The sequence below is a fragment of the Dialister sp. genome (genome assembly GCF_047832375.1).
Lineage (GTDB): Bacteria > Bacillota > Negativicutes > Veillonellales > Dialisteraceae > Dialister.
Window position 1 is genome coordinate 533,817 of the sequence record NZ_CP181256.1, and the last position, 15,956, is coordinate 549,772.

Annotated in this window: 17 protein-coding genes and 2 tRNA genes; all 19 read left to right on the plus strand. The window is 49.3% G+C overall.

What is annotated here, in order from left to right; translation table 11 throughout:
* Nucleotides 1–375: 375 nt before the first annotated feature.
* The 19 genes from ACFWUL_RS02205 (at nt 376) to ACFWUL_RS02295 (ending at nt 15,845) form a co-directional block, all read left to right on the plus strand.
* The gene (locus tag ACFWUL_RS02205; RefSeq protein ID WP_416177681.1) at nt 376–1,575 is read left to right on the plus strand and encodes a DUF3084 domain-containing protein; all 1,200 of its coding nucleotides are present in this window, start codon (nt 376–378) and stop codon (nt 1,573–1,575) included.
* Nucleotides 1,572–2,006 carry a ribonuclease H gene (locus ACFWUL_RS02210; RefSeq protein WP_416177682.1) on the plus strand — a complete coding sequence of 145 codons (435 nt, stop codon included), beginning with the start codon at nt 1,572–1,574 and terminating at the stop codon, nt 2,004–2,006. The genes ACFWUL_RS02205 and ACFWUL_RS02210 overlap by 4 nt, the downstream gene beginning before the upstream one ends.
* Nucleotides 2,007–2,141: 135 nt before the next feature.
* Nucleotides 2,142–2,217: transfer RNA gene (locus tag ACFWUL_RS02215), tRNA-Pro, on the plus strand.
* Nucleotides 2,218–2,225: 8 nt separating this feature from the next.
* Nucleotides 2,226–2,302 (plus strand) — tRNA-Arg (locus tag ACFWUL_RS02220).
* 259 nt (nt 2,303–2,561) lie between these two features.
* Nucleotides 2,562–3,767, plus strand: coding sequence for an RNA polymerase sigma factor RpoD (gene rpoD / locus ACFWUL_RS02225; protein ID WP_416177683.1), 1,206 nt, complete (start codon nt 2,562–2,564; stop codon nt 3,765–3,767).
* 463 nt (nt 3,768–4,230) lie between these two features.
* Complete coding sequence (locus ACFWUL_RS02230) at nt 4,231–4,398, plus strand: hypothetical protein (protein WP_297041640.1); 168 nt, start codon at nt 4,231–4,233, stop codon at nt 4,396–4,398.
* A gap of 561 nt (nt 4,399–4,959) precedes the next feature.
* A complete protein-coding gene (gene rplS / locus ACFWUL_RS02235) occupies nt 4,960–5,304 on the plus strand; it encodes a 50S ribosomal protein L19 (protein ID WP_297022067.1) in 345 nt (114 codons plus the stop codon).
* Nucleotides 5,305–5,759: 455 nt separating this feature from the next.
* The gene (locus tag ACFWUL_RS02240) at nt 5,760–5,927 is read left to right on the plus strand and encodes a hypothetical protein (protein WP_297041640.1); all 168 of its coding nucleotides are present in this window, start codon (nt 5,760–5,762) and stop codon (nt 5,925–5,927) included.
* A gap of 243 nt (nt 5,928–6,170) precedes the next feature.
* Nucleotides 6,171–6,572 (plus strand): hypothetical protein, encoded by a 402-nt coding sequence (locus tag ACFWUL_RS02245; protein ID WP_297022065.1) that lies wholly within the window; start codon nt 6,171–6,173, stop codon nt 6,570–6,572.
* 17 nt (nt 6,573–6,589) lie between these two features.
* Nucleotides 6,590–7,099 carry a tRNA (cytidine(34)-2'-O)-methyltransferase gene (locus ACFWUL_RS02250; protein ID WP_416177684.1) on the plus strand — a complete coding sequence of 170 codons (510 nt, stop codon included), beginning with the start codon at nt 6,590–6,592 and terminating at the stop codon, nt 7,097–7,099.
* On the plus strand, nt 7,086–7,442 hold the full coding sequence (locus ACFWUL_RS02255; RefSeq protein WP_297022061.1) for a YlbF family regulator: 357 nt from the start codon (nt 7,086–7,088) through the stop codon (nt 7,440–7,442). Before ACFWUL_RS02250 ends, ACFWUL_RS02255 begins: the two co-directional genes overlap by 14 nt.
* On the plus strand, nt 7,439–8,365 hold the full coding sequence (murB, locus tag ACFWUL_RS02260; protein WP_416177685.1) for a UDP-N-acetylmuramate dehydrogenase: 927 nt from the start codon (nt 7,439–7,441) through the stop codon (nt 8,363–8,365). The genes ACFWUL_RS02255 and murB overlap by 4 nt, the downstream gene beginning before the upstream one ends.
* A 953-nt stretch (nt 8,366–9,318) precedes the next feature.
* Nucleotides 9,319–9,600 (plus strand): co-chaperone GroES, encoded by a 282-nt coding sequence (gene groES / locus ACFWUL_RS02265; RefSeq protein WP_416177686.1) that lies wholly within the window; start codon nt 9,319–9,321, stop codon nt 9,598–9,600.
* Nucleotides 9,601–9,633: 33 nt separating this feature from the next.
* On the plus strand, nt 9,634–11,247 hold the full coding sequence (groL, locus tag ACFWUL_RS02270) for a chaperonin GroEL (RefSeq protein WP_416177687.1): 1,614 nt from the start codon (nt 9,634–9,636) through the stop codon (nt 11,245–11,247).
* Nucleotides 11,248–11,417: 170 nt separating this feature from the next.
* Nucleotides 11,418–11,780, plus strand: a complete 363-nt coding sequence (locus tag ACFWUL_RS02275; protein WP_297022055.1) for a DUF488 domain-containing protein — start codon at nt 11,418–11,420, stop codon at nt 11,778–11,780.
* 21 nt (nt 11,781–11,801) lie between these two features.
* Nucleotides 11,802–12,683 (plus strand): LysR family transcriptional regulator, encoded by an 882-nt coding sequence (locus ACFWUL_RS02280; RefSeq protein ID WP_416177688.1) that lies wholly within the window; start codon nt 11,802–11,804, stop codon nt 12,681–12,683.
* Nucleotides 12,684–12,798: 115 nt separating this feature from the next.
* Entirely contained in the window at nt 12,799–13,341 is a 543-nt protein-coding gene (locus ACFWUL_RS02285) for a flavodoxin family protein (RefSeq protein ID WP_416177689.1), read from the plus strand.
* An 18-nt stretch (nt 13,342–13,359) separates the two neighbouring features.
* Nucleotides 13,360–14,496 carry an alpha/beta hydrolase gene (locus ACFWUL_RS02290; protein ID WP_416177690.1) on the plus strand — a complete coding sequence of 379 codons (1,137 nt, stop codon included), beginning with the start codon at nt 13,360–13,362 and terminating at the stop codon, nt 14,494–14,496.
* Nucleotides 14,497–14,624: 128 nt separating this feature from the next.
* Nucleotides 14,625–15,845, plus strand: coding sequence for a class I SAM-dependent rRNA methyltransferase (locus tag ACFWUL_RS02295; protein ID WP_416177691.1), 1,221 nt, complete (start codon nt 14,625–14,627; stop codon nt 15,843–15,845).
* Nucleotides 15,846–15,956 lie beyond the last annotated feature (111 nt).

Below are 15,956 nucleotides of genomic sequence, written 5' to 3' on the forward strand. Positions count from 1 at the left end.
AGTTGTTAGGGCAACGCTGATGGGTAGAGTCATTCGTGCGGAGCTTCTAGCTGCTAGCTCCTGGCTTCTAGGAAAAATCAACAGCCTACGGCACGAATGACTGATGGAAACAGGTAGGAAGCGCCGCAGGCGGGCCAGCTTTCCTAGCAGCTAACAGCTAGAAGCTAGCAGCCCCGTGCCAGTGACTCTGTCCAACCACATGCCAAACCGTTCGCTTCAACAGCTCTACAAACCGCAATTTGATGAACTGTGAAAATTAACGCAGAAATATCCCGCATCCCTCCATGGCACTTACCGGGGAAAAACGGTATAATGAATGTAAACACACTTTGATTCTTTAATTGAAATGACTGTTTCATTAAAAGGGGGATGCCTATGTTCATCGGAGCGGCCATATTTCTTGTCCTCATTGTCATGGGCGGGATTATAGCTTTTCTTGGGGACCGTATCGGGTCCAAAGTAGGCAAGAAGAGAATGACCCTTTTCGGTCTCCGCCCCAAATATACATCGGTCATTGTGACCATTATTTCCGGCGTGCTCATTTCTTTTTCCACCGTTGCTGTTATGGCGGTGGTGAATGAAAATGTGCGGGTGGCTCTTTTTGGCTTGTCTAAGCTGCAGGCCCAGATGAATGACCTGAACCAGGAAATCAAAGTCAAAAACAGGGAACTGGAAAAAGGCAAAAGCCAGCTGGAAGCCAGAAATAAGGAATATGAAGATGTAACAAAAAAATCGGAAGAAACATCCCGGGAACTGGACCGCGTAGAAAGTCAGCGTATCTATATGGAACGGGAACTGACATCCGTCCAGAGTGCCTACGATGAAGCCCAGGCCGGCGTGGAACAGTCGGCCCAGGAAATCAGGGACCTGGAAAAAACGAAGGAAGAATTGAACAGCAATATTACGGTGCTGAATAATGAAAAAAAGACGCTTCTGGACAATATTTATGCCCTCCGGGAAGGCCAGGTGGTCATGCAGGCCGGACAGGTACTGACCAGTGTTACGGTGGATGAAAAAATGACAAAGGACCAGTCCGTGAAGGTGTTGGAAAGCGTACTGAATGATATCAATACCATGCTGAAGCAGCAGATGAATATTAACGATGATAATGTGAACCTGATCCGCGTGAGCCAGTCTGACTTTGATGAAGCTGTCCAGCAGCTCACCGGCGCCAAACATAAGAAGCTGGTCCGCATCGTAGCTGCCCAGAACCTGATTCGCGGGGAACGGCTGATTGTGGACTTTGATATTCACGATAACCTCCTGATTTTCAATAAGGGAGATGTGATTTACAAAGGAAACCTGGATGCTTACCAGAATATTAAGAACTATGAACTCCAGGTGCTTCGTTTCCTGAAGGACCTGAACCACTATGCCCAGTCCAAGGGAGTCCTGCCGGATCCTATTACAGGAAATGTAGGCGTCCTGGAGGGGCAGGAACTGATTGACGTAATCCAGAAAGTCAAGGAATATGGCGGCCAGTGTGAACTCACCGTTACTGCCAGAAGAGATGTCTATTCCCAGGGGCCTTTGGTCATTGATGTCAAGGTGGAACGGAAAGCGGGGAGCCTATGATACTGGCAGTGGATCCCGGCAAAGATAAGACCGGCTGTGCCGTTGTGGAAGAAGATGGCAGCCTTGTGGAAAAAAAGGTCATCCCCACAGTCCAATATGAAAAGAAAATGGCCGCACTCCTTTCGGAATACCCGGTGCGTGCTTTCGTTATGGGAAATGGCACCCGCCACAGGGAACTGGAAGACCGGAGCAATCGCCTTCTACAAATCATGGAGAGGCCTTTCCGGGTGGTCCTGGTGGACGAGAAATATACGACGGAAATGGGGGAAGCCTGGTACTGGAAAGACCATCCCGCCCGCGGTCTTACCCGGCTCATTCCCAAAGGCATGCGGACCGTGCCTGTACCTATTGATGATTATGTAGCCTGGATTATAGGTAATATCTATCTGGGCTATGTGAAGGCAGAAGATGTAGGCCATAAAAAAGTATAGCGGACTGTGACTGGGGAGGGAAAAGTGTTTGGGACGTTCGGCCGCTTCAACGTACAGTCTGGCAAGCCGCAGTGGGGGAAAAGAAATTTTCCCCTTGACGAAAGGGCCGGTATGTAATAAAATATCTAAGTGTCACGGGGCATAGCGCAGTTGGTAGCGCACCTGCTTTGGGAGCAGGGGGTCGCCAGTTCGAGTCCGGCTGCCCCGACCAAATTGTATGGCTCAGTAGCTCAGCTGGATAGAGCAACCGCCTTCTAAGCGGTGGGTCGTGGGTTCGAATCCCTCCTGGGTCACCATGCAAAGGAGCTGTGGGAAGATGAGTAATCGTTTTCTCACAGTTTTTATATACTATATATAACGATGATAAGATTACAAACGTACTTTCGGTATTGATTTTTCCTTGGTACTGGAGTATGATTGGAATCTGACTTAAAGGAACAGGAAGACCGATTCTGACAGGCTCGGAAAGAGCAGGAAACAATACATATATGACGGCTTCCTGTCATATTTTACTTTACCATACTGTAACTGATACTTTGAGGAGGTGTCCCTAATTTGGCAACTAAGGCAGCACAGCTTGCACAGTGGCTAAAAGAACTGCAGGAACGGGTCAACGAGGATGGCAATCTTCCCTATAATGAACTTGTCCGTTTTACTAAGGAAAAATCGCTGACACAAAAACAGTTGGATGGGATTTTCAATCTTCTTCATGAACACAATATTGATCTTGTTTATGATGAAGATGAAGAGGATGAAGAACCGGACGAAGCGGATTTCGATGGAGAAGATTCGGATTCCCTTTCCGATGACATGATTCTCGAAAACGACGAAGACGGCGTGGAGGAAGATAAGGACTGGAGCGCCAGCAGCTCCCCGGAATCGGAAGAAGCCGATTATGGAGCAGCCGGCGGGGTCAGCGATCCTGTACGCCTGTATCTTCGGGAATGCGGGGCCAATCCCTTGCTCAGCGCAGAGCAGGAAATGAACCTGGCCAAGATTATTGAAAAAGGCAAGAAGGAAGACGCCACACCGGAAGAAAAGGAAGCGGCAAAGGAAGCCAAGAAAGAAATGGCCAATGCCAACCTTCGTCTGGTTGTTTCCATTGCCAAGAAATATCCGGGTCGGGGTATGCCTTTCCTGGACCTGATCCAGGAAGGAAATATCGGTCTCCTGAAGGCAGTGGATAAATTTGACTACACTAAGGGCTATAAGTTTTCTACCTATGCCACCTGGTGGATTCGCCAGGCCATTACCCGCTCCATTGCGGACCAGGCAAGGACCATCCGCGTGCCGGTACACATGGTGGAAACCATTAACAAGATGAACCGCGTGGGCCGCCGTTTCCTGCAGGAACATGGCAGGGAAGCGACGAATGAAGAATTGTCCCGGGAAATGGGAATCAGCGTAGAAAAGATTCGGGAAGCCAAGAAGGCGGCCCAGGATCCGATTTCCCTGGAAACGCCGATCGGGGAAAAGGAAGATTCCCATTTAGGCGATTTCATCGAGGACCAGAAGACCGCGTCCCCGGAGGATGAAGCAGCGGCTACCATGAGAAGGGAACAGGTTTATAAGATGCTCGATACCCTGACGGACAGGGAAAAGGGAGTGCTGGCTCTCCGCTTTGGTATGGATGATGGCACGCCTCGTACCCTGGAAGAAGTGGGCAAGCATTTCGGCGTTACCCGTGAACGTATCCGCCAGATTGAAGGAAAGGCACTGAAAAAGCTTAAAAAGCAGGCCATGCCTATGGCTGGACTGTAAAGTAAGAAGAGGCTGTGAAGCGGAAGCGCTTCACAGCCTTTTACTTGTGCGCCCAGCATGGGCGCACTCTTAAAGGTGAAAGTCCCTAGACCGCCCGACAGCGGGAAGGTCATAGCCGAACACCAAGGGTGTCCATCGTGAGGTGGAATCTGAAGGAAGGTGCAGGCAAATCTCCGGTCCGATGTACAAGAACCACATAAGGCTACGGCAGGATGGATAAGGTTGCATGACAAACTGAAGTCCCATAGCTGTACGGAATCCTGCAGAGTACATGTGGCGGATATATGGAGAGAAAGAGTGCGTTCTTACCTGGGGAGGTCTCACGGACACAGCAGAATAAGGCTGTATTTACTGGGCTGTGCTGTGGTTGAAATAAGATTTGCCGTGAGAAGTCAGCAGAGGCCATAGTACCAGATGGCTCATAGGCATCTGGGAAGGGCCGAACTTTAGGAGATGTTAGTCAATGAAAGTAACCAACCATGGGCTTAAAGGCAGACAACTTCAGAAAGAAGACTACTGGCAGAAAGCAGCTGCAGAACAGCAAGGATATGCCGGAGTGCCCATCCATGTGAGGATTGCTGAAAACAACAACATCATCGCAGACTTGCATAAGCAGGAATGCGAAAACTAAAGAACCGCCGTATACCGAACGGTACGTACGGTGGTGTGAGAGGTCGGCGGGCCGAAGCCCGCCTCCTACTCGATGGGCGGAGATAAGCGATATTTCAGTTTGTCGCGCTAATGGGACGACGCTGGTGGAGAGAGTCATTCGTGCGGAGCTTCTAGCTGCTAGCTGCTAGCTTCCAGGAAAGCTGGCCAGACTACGGCACGAATGACTAACGGAAATACCGGATGGGAGCGCCGCAGGCGGATCAGCCTTCCTAACAGCTAGCCGCTAGAAGCCAGGAGCTCCATGCGAGTGACTCTATCCGCAAGCATACCAACCGCCCCCAACAGCGCTACAAACCGCAATTTGAATGAATGTCCCTGCAACAGGTAAGGAAGAAATATCTTTTGAATTCTACTGGCATTTTCTTTTCCCATATAGTATAATAGTCAAGCATTCAGCATCACCGTATCCGGTTCTTTTTTGTTGCAAACGGAAAAGACTTATGATACAATGCTACTGTTAGTCTGGACAGTCCTCTGCCAAAAGCGATCGGCATGAATGTCTTGTGAGAAGGAGGAAAAGATCGTGAATATTATTGAAACACTGGAAAATGAACAGCTCAGAAAAGACATTCCTGAATTCCGTCCGGGAGATACTGTAAGGGTTCACGTAAAGGTCATCGAAGGCAAGACTGAACGTGTACAGGTATTTGAAGGTATCGTCATCGCCAGAAAGAATGCAGGCGTAAGAGAAACTTTCACCGTTCGTCGTATTTCCTACGGCGTAGGCGTAGAAAGAACATTCCTGGTTCATTCTCCCCGTCTGGAAAAGATTGAAGTTAAACGCCGCGGCATTGTTCGTCGTGCAAAACTCTTCTATCTGCGTGGCCTGTCCGGTAAAGCAGCCAGAATTAAGGAAAGAAAATAATTATAAAAAACTGCAGCGGAAGCTGCAGTTTTTTATTGGTGCGCCCAACATGGGCGTATTCTCAAGGGTGAAAGTCCCAAGACTACCCGACAGCGGGAAGGTCATAGCTGAACACCAAGGGTGTCCATCGTGAGGTGGAATCTGAAGGAAGGTGCAGGCAAATCTCCGGTCCGATGTACAAGAACCACATAAGGCTAATACAGGGTGGATAAGGTTGCCAAACAAACTGAAGTCCCATAGCTGTACGGAATCCTGTAGAGTAGATGTGGCGGATAGATGGAGAGAAAGAATACGTTCTTACCTGGGGAGGTCTCACGGACACAGCAGAATAAGGCTGTATTTACTGGGCTGTGCTGTGGTTGAAATAAGATTTGCCGTGAGAAGTCAGCAGAGGCCATAGTACCAGATGGCTCATGGGCATCTGGGAAGGGCCGAACTTTAGGAGATGTTAGTCAATGAAAGTAACCAACCATGGGCTTAAAGGCAGACAACTTCAGAAAGAAGACTACTGGCAGAAAGCAGCTGCGGAACAGCAAGGATATGCCGGAGTGCCCATCCATGTGAGGATTGCTGAAAACAACAACATCATCGCAGACTTGCATAAGCAGGAATGCGAAAACTAAAGAACCGCCGTATACCGAACGGTACGTACGGTGGTGTGAGAGGTCGGCGGGCCGATGCCCGCCTCCTACTCGATCCCTGAAACAGGTCCGGCTTTTCGCTTTGATTTATACCACCAGAAATAGACGGATCATAGAAATACGTGTACAATTATGGGGCTCGCTATGTTTCTCTTTGCGTAAATGTGTTAGAATAGTAAAAGTGCGGGAGAAGGCAGATTTTATCATTTTATAAGTGAGGAGCCTATGAAATATAAGTATATCATTCCGGCGTTTCTATTATCTTTAGGAATGATCATTCCTGTTTCTGCCAATAAAATTAAGAATGTTTTCGTGGTGGATGAGCTTACGGTGGAAGTGGAAATGGCGGATCCCCTGACAAAGGAGGAGCTCATGCCCTCCAATTTCTCCGCCCCAGGCTATCAGCCGGAATTTACCTTTAATGAGGGCGTGGAGGCTACGGGTCTTCCTATTCCCCAGAAAAGTGACGGGTTCCACGACAATATTTACCGCATACCGGTCAACGGACTGACGGCGGGGCCGATTTACCAGATTTCTTACCTGGGACAGAAGCCGAAGACTTTCAAGTTTTATGAAGGCCGGGAACAGACAGATCGGTACCGGGACAGGTACGGCAGCTATTTCTGATATTTGGAAGGAACACTATGCATATAGTATTGGTAGAACCGGAAATACCGGGAAACACGGGCAACATTTCCCGACTCTGCGCAGCGGAGCACCTGACGCTCCATCTGGTGGAACCTTTGGGGTTCTCCATTGATGACAAGCACCTGAAAAGGGCAGGCCTCGATTACTGGGACCTGCTGGAAGTTCACGTGCATCCGAATTTCGAATCGGTCCAAAGGATGCTGAAGGGGCACCATTTCTACTATAATACGACGAAAGCAGTGAAATCCTATACGGAAGTCTCTTTCCATGAGGATGATGTGCTTGTATTTGGCAAGGAAACAAAGGGACTGCCGGAGGATATGCTTCTTTCCCATAAGGAAGACTGTATCCGTATTCCCATGATTGAGGAAGCAAGATCCCTCAATCTATCCAATGCGGTGGCCATCGTGGCACTGGAAGCACTGAGACAGACCGGGTTCCCCCATCTTTTGAAAGAAAGCGGCCGGTTATTTAAAGGAGGTAAGGACACTCATGAATACTTATGATGCAGCCTATGACCTGGCAAGGGCCATCAAGGAAAGTGATGAAATGAAACGTCTTACGGCAGCAGCTGAGAAAATCAAGGGCGATGAGGAAGCCAAGAAAATGGTGAAAGAATACATCATGGCCCAGATGAAGGCAGATTATGCCAAGCTGGCGGGCCAGAAAGAAGACGAAGAAGGATATAAACACCTCCAGGAACTGGCGGTCCTCGTCAGCAATAACAGCAATGCCCAGGAATATCTCCAGGCATTTATCCGCTGGAATCAGGTAGCTGCGGATTTGCAGAAGATTGTATCCGATGCAATGGCGCAGGGTATGGATGTATTGGAATTGGATAAACAATGACAGACTGGAAAGCATTTCTCGATGGAATTCTGAATGAACGGCAGTACAAGCTGGATGAACCTATGAGCCGGCATACCACCTATGGTATTGGCGGTCCGGCAGACTGCTTTGCAACGCCCCAGACAAAGGAAGAACTGAAAGCCCTTCTTTCCAAAGCTCACGATGAGGGCATCCCGGTAACATTTATCGGCGGTGGCTCCAACCTTCTCGTTTCTGACCTGGGCATTCGGGGGATTACGCTTTGCACCAACCGGCTGAAGCCGGAAATGGAATGCAAAGAGACCTGGATCACTGTCCATGGCGGGGCAGGTACGGGTACGGTGTCACGGTTTGCTGAAAAGAACAGCCTCAAAGGATTCGAATGGGCCGTGGGCATTCCGGGGACCCTCTGCGGTGCGGTTTTCATGAATGCCAATGGCTATGGCAGCCAGATGAAAAACGTGGTGGAAGAAGTCTATACCATTACCGGTGACGGGAAAGAAGAGAAAACCTATGGGTGGGATGACCTTCACTACGGTGACAGTGACAGCGTTTTCATGCACAATGGGGATATTATTGTGGGGGCGAAACTCCATCTGGCTCCCGGAAATGCGGATGAAATCAAGCGGAACATGACGGAACACCAGATTTCCAGAAGGACCAAGCAGCCTCTGGAGAAGAGGAGCGCCGGCACCATGTACCTCCGTCCGCCGGGATACCATGTGGGACCTATGATTAAGGACTGCGGTCTCATCGGCTTCTCCGTCGGAGATGCCCAGGTATCCACCAAACATCCGGATTTTGTGGTGAATAACGGCCACGCTTCCTGCAAGGATGTACTGGCAGTGCTCCATGAAGTGCAGAAGCGGATTATGGCCAATTACCATATCCATGTACCCCTGGATGTGCGGATTCTTGGTGAAGGGGTCAAACAGGAAAGATAAAAAAAGAGCTTTGAAGAAATGGAAATCGTTTCTTCAAGGCTTTTTTGTTTTTAAGAAACTATCAGACTGTGGAAAGGAGGCTTCTTCCCGCCGGCCGGTATTTACCTGTAGATGAGTCACTATCGGCATGTGCTGAGATTCTTCACTCAGAATGCCCATATTCGGCAGAAAGGTCATTCCCGTAACAAACGCCGCCGCAGGCGGCATAAAAAATTCATTGAGGCTGTGAAAAAAATATAAATCATTTTTTCACAGCCCTTTTTGTATATATAAATTTTCACGGAAATTGGTCAAATGACAGTCTGCCTCTTGCCTCTGCGTCATTTCGAGCGATGCTGCATGTAGTTATGGATGATAATGCCTTTTGTTCTATTGAGGCTCTGAGCCCCGAAATCTCCCGCCGCAATGAGGTTTATACTATCGTGGAATGAGATTTCTCCACTCTGTGGAGGTCCTGCATAGGACCTCCAAGTCAGCCGAAGTTGGCCTCTAGGGAAGCGCTGATTCAATCACTGTCTGCTTTTATTCTTGAATTTTTATGCAATGCAAGGAATGGGACGACGCGAATAGCGAGCTATTTAAGGAGTCCCATGACGAAGCAGTGCATAAAAATTCTTATAAAAGCAGACTCTATGAATTAATCAGTGCATCCCTAGCCTGCCCAATAAGAGGCTTTCCTATTGTCGGCTGACCGGCGACCGTCGAAATGACAGTGAGGCGGAGTGGAATCTGTGTCATTTCTATTTTCACAGCCCCAATCCACACCCTCTGAATCCTCTGAACCGTGGCAGGACATTTCAGGCCTTCCCTTTTCATAATGATTTTTTTCAATAAAACACTTGCATTTTTGAAGAAAGTTATGTATTATAGAAACGTAAGTTAGCACTCGATGTAAGTGAGTGCTAATAGTCAAAGGATGTAAGTGAGTGCTAATAGTCAAAGGAGGAATAGACATGTTAAAACCATTGGCAGATCGTGTTCTCGTTAAAGTTGATGAAGAAGAAACCAAGACTAAAGGCGGAATCCTGATTCCGGATACAGCTCAGAAAAAATCCCAGAAAGGTACCGTTATGGCTATCGGTTCCGGCAAAGTGCTGGACAACGGCACCCGTCTTCCTTTCGAAGTCAAAGTCGGAGACCATGTACTCTTTGCTAAATATTCCGGCGTAGATATTGATGAAAACGGAGAAAAGTACCTGCTTCTCTCCGAAAGAGATATCCTCGCTATTCTTTAATTTTTACATTTCGTTCATATAGGAGTGACATAAATGGCTAAAAAAGTACTTTATAATGAAGAAGCCCGTGCTGCCCTGCTGAGAGGCGTGGACCAGCTGGCCAATGCAGTAAAGATTACCCTGGGACCGAAAGGCCGCAACGTTGTTCTTGATAAGAAATTCGGCGCTCCGAACATCGTCAATGATGGTGTTTCCATTGCCCGTGAAATTGAACTGAAGGATCCATTTGAAAACATGGGTGCCCAGCTCGTTAAAGAAGTAGCCACCAAGACCAATGATGTAGCCGGCGACGGCACCACCACCGCTACCCTGCTGGCTCAGTCCATGATTCATGAAGGCATGAGAAACGTAGCTGCCGGTGCCAACCCCATGGTCCTGAAGAAGGGCATTGAAGAAGCAGTGAAAGTTCTTGTAGATGAAATCAAGAAGAAGGCTATTCCTGTAAAGACCAAGGAAGCCATTGCCCAGGTTGCTTCCATTTCCTCTGCTGATAAGACCATCGGCGGCCTCATTGCTGACGCCATGGAAAAAGTCGGTAACGATGGCGTTATCACGGTAGAAGACTCCAAGACCATGGGCACCAGCCTGAAGGTTGTAGAAGGCATGCAGTTTGACCGCGGCTACCTCTCCCCATACATGGTCACCGATCCGGATAAGATGGAATGCGTCATGGAAAATCCATTCATCCTCATCACCGACAAGAAGATCAACATGCTGCAGGATATGCTCCAGCTTCTGGAACAGGTTGCCCGTTCCGGCAAGGAACTCTTGATTATCGCTGAAGATGTGGAAGGCGAAGCACTGGCTACCCTGGTAGTGAACAGACTCCGTGGCACCCTTAAATGCGCTGCTGTCAAGGCTCCGGGCTTTGGCGACCGCCGCAAGGCTATGCTGGAAGACATTGCCATCCTTACCGGCGGCCATGTGATTTCCGATGATATGGGCCGCAAGCTCCAGAGCGTAACCCTGGATGACCTGGGCACCGCTCATCAGGTACGCATTACCAAAGACAACACCACCATCGTAGGCGGTGCAGGGGACAAGGATGAAATCAAACACAGAGTGGAACAGATCCGCGAACAGTACAAAGACGCTGTTTCCCAGTTTGATAAAGACAAACTCCAGGAACGTCTGGCTAAGATGTCCGGCGGCATTGCTGTCATCGAAGTAGGCGCAGCTACTGAAGTTGAAATGAAAGATAAGAGACTCCGCATTGAAGATGCCCTGAATGCGACCAGAGCAGCTGTGGAAGAAGGCATCGTTGCCGGCGGCGGCACCACTTTCCTGGACATCCAGAAGAGCCTTGATTCCATCCAGGCTGAAGGCGATGTAAAGACCGGTGTCAACCTGGTTCGCCATGCCATCGAAGCTCCTGTACGCCAGATTGCTGACAACGCAGGCCTGGAAGGCGCTATCGTTGCTGAAAAGGTAAAAGAAGCAGGCGACGGCATCGGCTACAACGCAGCAGATGACAAGTATGAAGACATGCTGGCAGCAGGCATCGTAGATCCGGCCAAAGTCACCAGAAGCGCACTGCAGAACGCAGCTTCCATCGCGGCCCTCGTTCTCACCACCGAAGCGGTAGTAGGCGATCTCCCGGAAGAAAAACCGGCTATGCCTCCTATGCCCCAGGGCGGAATGATGTAATCTGATTCATCATCAGACCATGTAGTATGTAAAAAAGACTGTGAAATCATGACCCTATGGTTTCACAGTCTTTTTGTAACCGGATTTTTGAAAAAATGAAAATTTTGCGGCCGTCACATTTTCCTTTTATAAACCATGATACAATAGGGGCATGAAAGGAAGTCTTGACTATGGACATACAGTTGAAACGGGTATATGAAAGTCCGGAAGAATCGGATGGATACAGGATTCTGACGGACCGGCTGTGGCCGAGGGGCATTTCCAGGGAAAAAGCGGCACTGGACCTTTGGGCCAAAGACATGGCTCCCTCTTCGGAGCTTCGGAAATGGTTCGGCCATGATCCGGAAAAATATGAAACATTCAGGGAAAAGTATCTGCAGGAGCTGGATCATAATCCGGGAAAGGAGGATTTCCTTTCCCTGGTGAAAAGCCATCTGAAGGAGGGGAGAGTGACTCTTCTCTATGGAGCCAGGGACAGGGAACACAACCAGGCGGTGGTACTGCACCATTTTCTGGAAAAGGCCCTTTCGTAAAATACAGGATGAGGAGATACCATGGAATTAAGGGTTATGAAGTACTTCCTGGCAGTGGCGGAGGAAGGAAATATTACAAAGGCCGCAGACCGGCTGCATTTGACCCAGCCCACCCTATCCCGGCAGCTGCGGGAGCTGGAGGAGGAGATGGGAGCACCCCTTTTTGTACGGGGGAAGAGAAGGATTGCACTGACCGAGGCGGGCGTTCTTTTTAAAGCCAGGGCTGAGGAAATCATGGCGCTGGAAAAACGGACGGTTTATGAGTTTTCCCACCTGGGGGAGACCATAGCCGGCGATGTGTATGTGGGAAGCGGCGAAACGGAAGCGGTGAGTGATGTCATATCGGCTCTGGCGCCGGTACTTCAGCAGTACAGGGATATCCATCTGCATCTTTTAAGTGGAAACGGTGAACAGTCACTGGATTATCTGGAAAGGGGACTCCTGGATTTTGCCCTTCTCTGCCGCAGTCAGCCTCCGGAAGATTATAACTATATCCAGCTGCCTCATCGGGATACATGGGGCCTGATTATGAGGAAAGATAATCCGCTGGCAGCCAAACCGGGCATCCGGGCAGTGGATCTCAAGAAGGAACCGCTGATTGTGTCAGCCCAGCTTACCTCTCGAAATGAGATCCAGCGGTGGATGGGGGATTACAGCGCCCTCACCGTGGCAGCTACTTACAATCTGGCTTATAATGCGGCGTTTCTCGTGGAGCAGGGGCTGGGAAGCATGATCACTTTTGAAGGGCTCGTCCCCTGTGGTACCGATTTCCGTTCGAACCTTGTATTCCGCCCCTTTATTCCCGCTTTATTCAGCGGTAACTTCATCATATGGAAAAAAGGACGCCTTCTTTCCAAAGCAGCGGAATTGCTGAAAGAGAGGATGGAAAGCTGCTTTTCATAATGCTTTATGGGCATGGTTAACTGAAATAAACAGGCATTAGCTATTGAAAAACCTCCTGCTTATAATGAAATTGTAGAAAGTCTATGGATTTCATGATAAGGCAGGAGGTATTTTTGTGGGTAAAAAGGTAATCATTATATCATCCAGTCTGCGAAGGAACAGCAATTCAGAAAGGCTGGCAGCTGCTTTTGCACAGGGAGCAGAAAAGGCAGGAAGTGAAACGGAATTGATTTCCCTGGCAGGCAGGAAGCTGGGATTCTGCACCGGATGTCTGTCCTGCCAGAAAACATTTCACTGTTACCAGAAGGACGATGGGGCGGTTCTCTGCGAAAAAATAGGGAATGCCGATGTGGTGGTATTTGCTACGCCCATCTATTACTACGGAATCAGCGGACAGCTGAAGACTCTGCTAGATCGGTGCAATCCCCTGTTTCCTCAGGAATACCATTTCCGGGATGTATACCTTCTGATGGCTGCAGCTGATGACAATCCCCATACACCGGAAAGAGCCATTTCCGGATTGACCGGCTGGATTGACTGTTTCCCCAAGTCCCGCCTGGCAGGTGTGGTATTTGCCGGCGGCGTGACGGAGGCAGAAGATATTGAAAATCATAAAGAGCTTCATGAAGCCTTCGTAGCTGGCATGCATGTGCAATGAATCAAGGGTGAAAACAGAATGAAAAATGTAAAGAGAATAAAATGGATGATTCTTGCTTTGGCCGGTCTTGCTCTGGCAGGCTCTGTAATGACGGCGGAGGCTGCCGATGTGAACAGCCAGGGAGAAAAGGGAAACGGGGTGCGCCGGATTTCTACGACTCCCTGGCAGGGAGAGGAACCGCTGAAGCTCACTGATACCTGGGACAAAACCTTTCCCAAAAGTGACAAGGTAGACCATTCCAAGGTCACCTTCCATAACCGCTACGGCATTACCCTGGCAGCAGATGTATACATGCCGAAAAACAGGGCAGGGAAAATGGCAGCGCTTGCTGTGGCAGGCCCCTTCGGCGCCGTTAAAGAACAGGCGGCAGGCCTCTATGCCCAGAAGCTGGCGGAAATGGGATTTTTAACCATGGCTTTTGACCCATCCTTTATCGGCGAAAGCGGCGGCAGGGCCAGAAATGCAGCCAGCCCGGACATCAACACGGAAGACTTCTCGGCAGCGGTGGATTATCTTACCAGCCGCGACGATGTGAATCCGGATAAAATCGGTATTGCAGGCATCTGCGGCTTTGGCGGCATGGCATTGAATGCCGCGGCTATGGATACAAGAATCAAAGCCACCGTTACATCCACCATGTACGATATGAGCCGTGTCATTTCCAATGAATACTTTGATTACACAAAGGATGAGGACACCCTGAAGAAGGAAAGAATGAAAAGACGGAAGGTCCTTAATGAAGAGAGAACCATTGATTATAAGAAGGGAAACTACAAAAGAGACGGCGGTGTGGTAGATCCCCTTCCGGCAGATGCGCCTCAGTTTGTGAAAGATTACTATGACTATTACAAAACAAAGAGAGGCTATCATCCCCGGTCTCCTAACTCCAATGACGGATGGAACCTGACCAGTGCCCTGTCCTTCATGAATATGCCTCTTCTGACCTATGCGGACGAAATCGAAAGCCCTGTCCTCATGATTCATGGTGAAAAGGCCCATTCCCGCTATTTCTCCGAAGATGCTTTCAAGAAGCTTAAAGGAAATAACAAGGAACTCCTTATCGTTCCTGGTGCCAGCCACACAGACCTCTATGACAACATGGACAAGATTCCCTTCGACAAAATCGCCGCCTTCTTCCACAAGTACCTGGGGTGATGAAAAGCGCAGAGAAATCAGGGGGAGGGAAGCAGCCATTTTCCTCTTTCTCCCTGCTTTGAAGCCCCGGGGCTTCCTGTGGTAAAATAACAGACATATGATTTCTATTTTTATGACAGGAGACACACATGGAAGCACTGAAAACGGTAACCATCAGCAAACGGGCGGAACTGGCGGCCAGGGGAGGACATCCCTGGATTTACGGCTCTGAAATCAAAGATATGGAGGAAGGCATAGCGCCAGGAGACATGGTGAAGGTCCTTTCTTCCAAAGGAAAATTTGTGGGGACTGGGTTTTACAATCCTCATTCCAAAATCACCATCCGCATCTTCTCCACCAATGCCAATGACCGGTTCGATGATGCTTTCTGGAAAAGACGGGCTGCCTATGCCGTTGATTACCGCCTCCAGGTAATGAGGAAGGAAGATTATGACTGCTGCCGTCTGGTGTTTGGCGAAGCGGATCAGCTGCCGGGCATGACGGTGGACCGTTTCGGCGATGTGCTGTCGGTGCAGGTGCTGTCCCTGGGCATGGAAAAAAGGAAGCACCTTTTTCTTGACGGTCTTATCGAAGTGCTTCGGGAAAGAAATCTTCCCGTATCCTGCATTTATGAAAGAAATGATGTGAAAATCAGGGATCTGGAGGGCATGGAGCAGTACAAGGGATTTTACCATTCCCCTCTTCTTGCTCCGGAAGAGGAAAAGACCCTGGTAGACATTGTAGAAAATGGCATCCGCTATACGGTGGATGTGGAGAATGGGCAGAAAACCGGTTTCTTCCTGGACCAGAAATTTAATCGCCTCGCCGCAGCGCAGATTGCAAGGGGCAGGCACGTCCTGGACTGCTTTACCCATACCGGCGCCTTTGCTCTGAATGCGGCCAAAGGGGGCGCTGCTTCCGTGACGGCTCTTGATATTTCCCAGGAGGCCGTGGATATGGCCAGCCATAACGGAGAAATCAACCATCTTCCCATTCATGCGGTGAAGGCCGATGTCTTCGAGTATCTTACAAACCTGGATAAAACGAAAAATCATGACTACGATTACATTATCCTGGACCCGCCGGCCTTTACGAAGTCCGGAAAAACGGTGCATGAAGCGTTCCGGGGATATAAGGAAATCAATTACCGGGCCATGAAGATCCTCCCCAGGGGCGGGTACCTGGCCACCTGTTCCTGTTCCCATTTCATGGGGGAGGAACTGTTCGTGAAAATGGTAAAAGAAGCGGCCCGGGATGCAGGAGTCACACTCCGACAGATCGAATTCCGCCAGCAGGCACCGGACCATCCCATTCTCATGACGGTACCGGAAACCTATTATCTGAAGTTTTTCCTGTTCCAGATTGTGTAAGGAAAAGAGCCGTGACATGGGAGTGTCCATTGTCACAGCTCTTTTATGGTGCAGCCAATTGCGGTTTATCGAGCTGTTGTATCGTGCGCTGATTGGTAGCGTCATTCGCAC

Coding starts and splice junctions, on each gene's coding strand:
- ACFWUL_RS02295 (WP_416177691.1), top strand. CDS start 14,625: ATGGAAGCACTGAAAACGGTAACCATCAGCAAACGGGCGGAACTGGCG.
- groES (WP_416177686.1), top strand. CDS start 9,319: ATGTTAAAACCATTGGCAGATCGTGTTCTCGTTAAAGTTGATGAAGAA.
- ACFWUL_RS02290 (WP_416177690.1), top strand. CDS start 13,360: ATGAAAAATGTAAAGAGAATAAAATGGATGATTCTTGCTTTGGCCGGT.
- ACFWUL_RS02240 (WP_297041640.1), top strand. CDS start 5,760: ATGAAAGTAACCAACCATGGGCTTAAAGGCAGACAACTTCAGAAAGAA.
- ACFWUL_RS02255 (WP_297022061.1), top strand. CDS start 7,086: ATGAATACTTATGATGCAGCCTATGACCTGGCAAGGGCCATCAAGGAA.
- ACFWUL_RS02205 (WP_416177681.1), top strand. CDS start 376: ATGTTCATCGGAGCGGCCATATTTCTTGTCCTCATTGTCATGGGCGGG.
- ACFWUL_RS02275 (WP_297022055.1), top strand. CDS start 11,418: ATGGACATACAGTTGAAACGGGTATATGAAAGTCCGGAAGAATCGGAT.
- ACFWUL_RS02250 (WP_416177684.1), top strand. CDS start 6,590: ATGCATATAGTATTGGTAGAACCGGAAATACCGGGAAACACGGGCAAC.
- ACFWUL_RS02280 (WP_416177688.1), top strand. CDS start 11,802: ATGGAATTAAGGGTTATGAAGTACTTCCTGGCAGTGGCGGAGGAAGGA.
- ACFWUL_RS02210 (WP_416177682.1), top strand. CDS start 1,572: ATGATACTGGCAGTGGATCCCGGCAAAGATAAGACCGGCTGTGCCGTT.
- ACFWUL_RS02230 (WP_297041640.1), top strand. CDS start 4,231: ATGAAAGTAACCAACCATGGGCTTAAAGGCAGACAACTTCAGAAAGAA.
- ACFWUL_RS02245 (WP_297022065.1), top strand. CDS start 6,171: ATGAAATATAAGTATATCATTCCGGCGTTTCTATTATCTTTAGGAATG.
- groL (WP_416177687.1), top strand. CDS start 9,634: ATGGCTAAAAAAGTACTTTATAATGAAGAAGCCCGTGCTGCCCTGCTG.
- murB (WP_416177685.1), top strand. CDS start 7,439: ATGACAGACTGGAAAGCATTTCTCGATGGAATTCTGAATGAACGGCAG.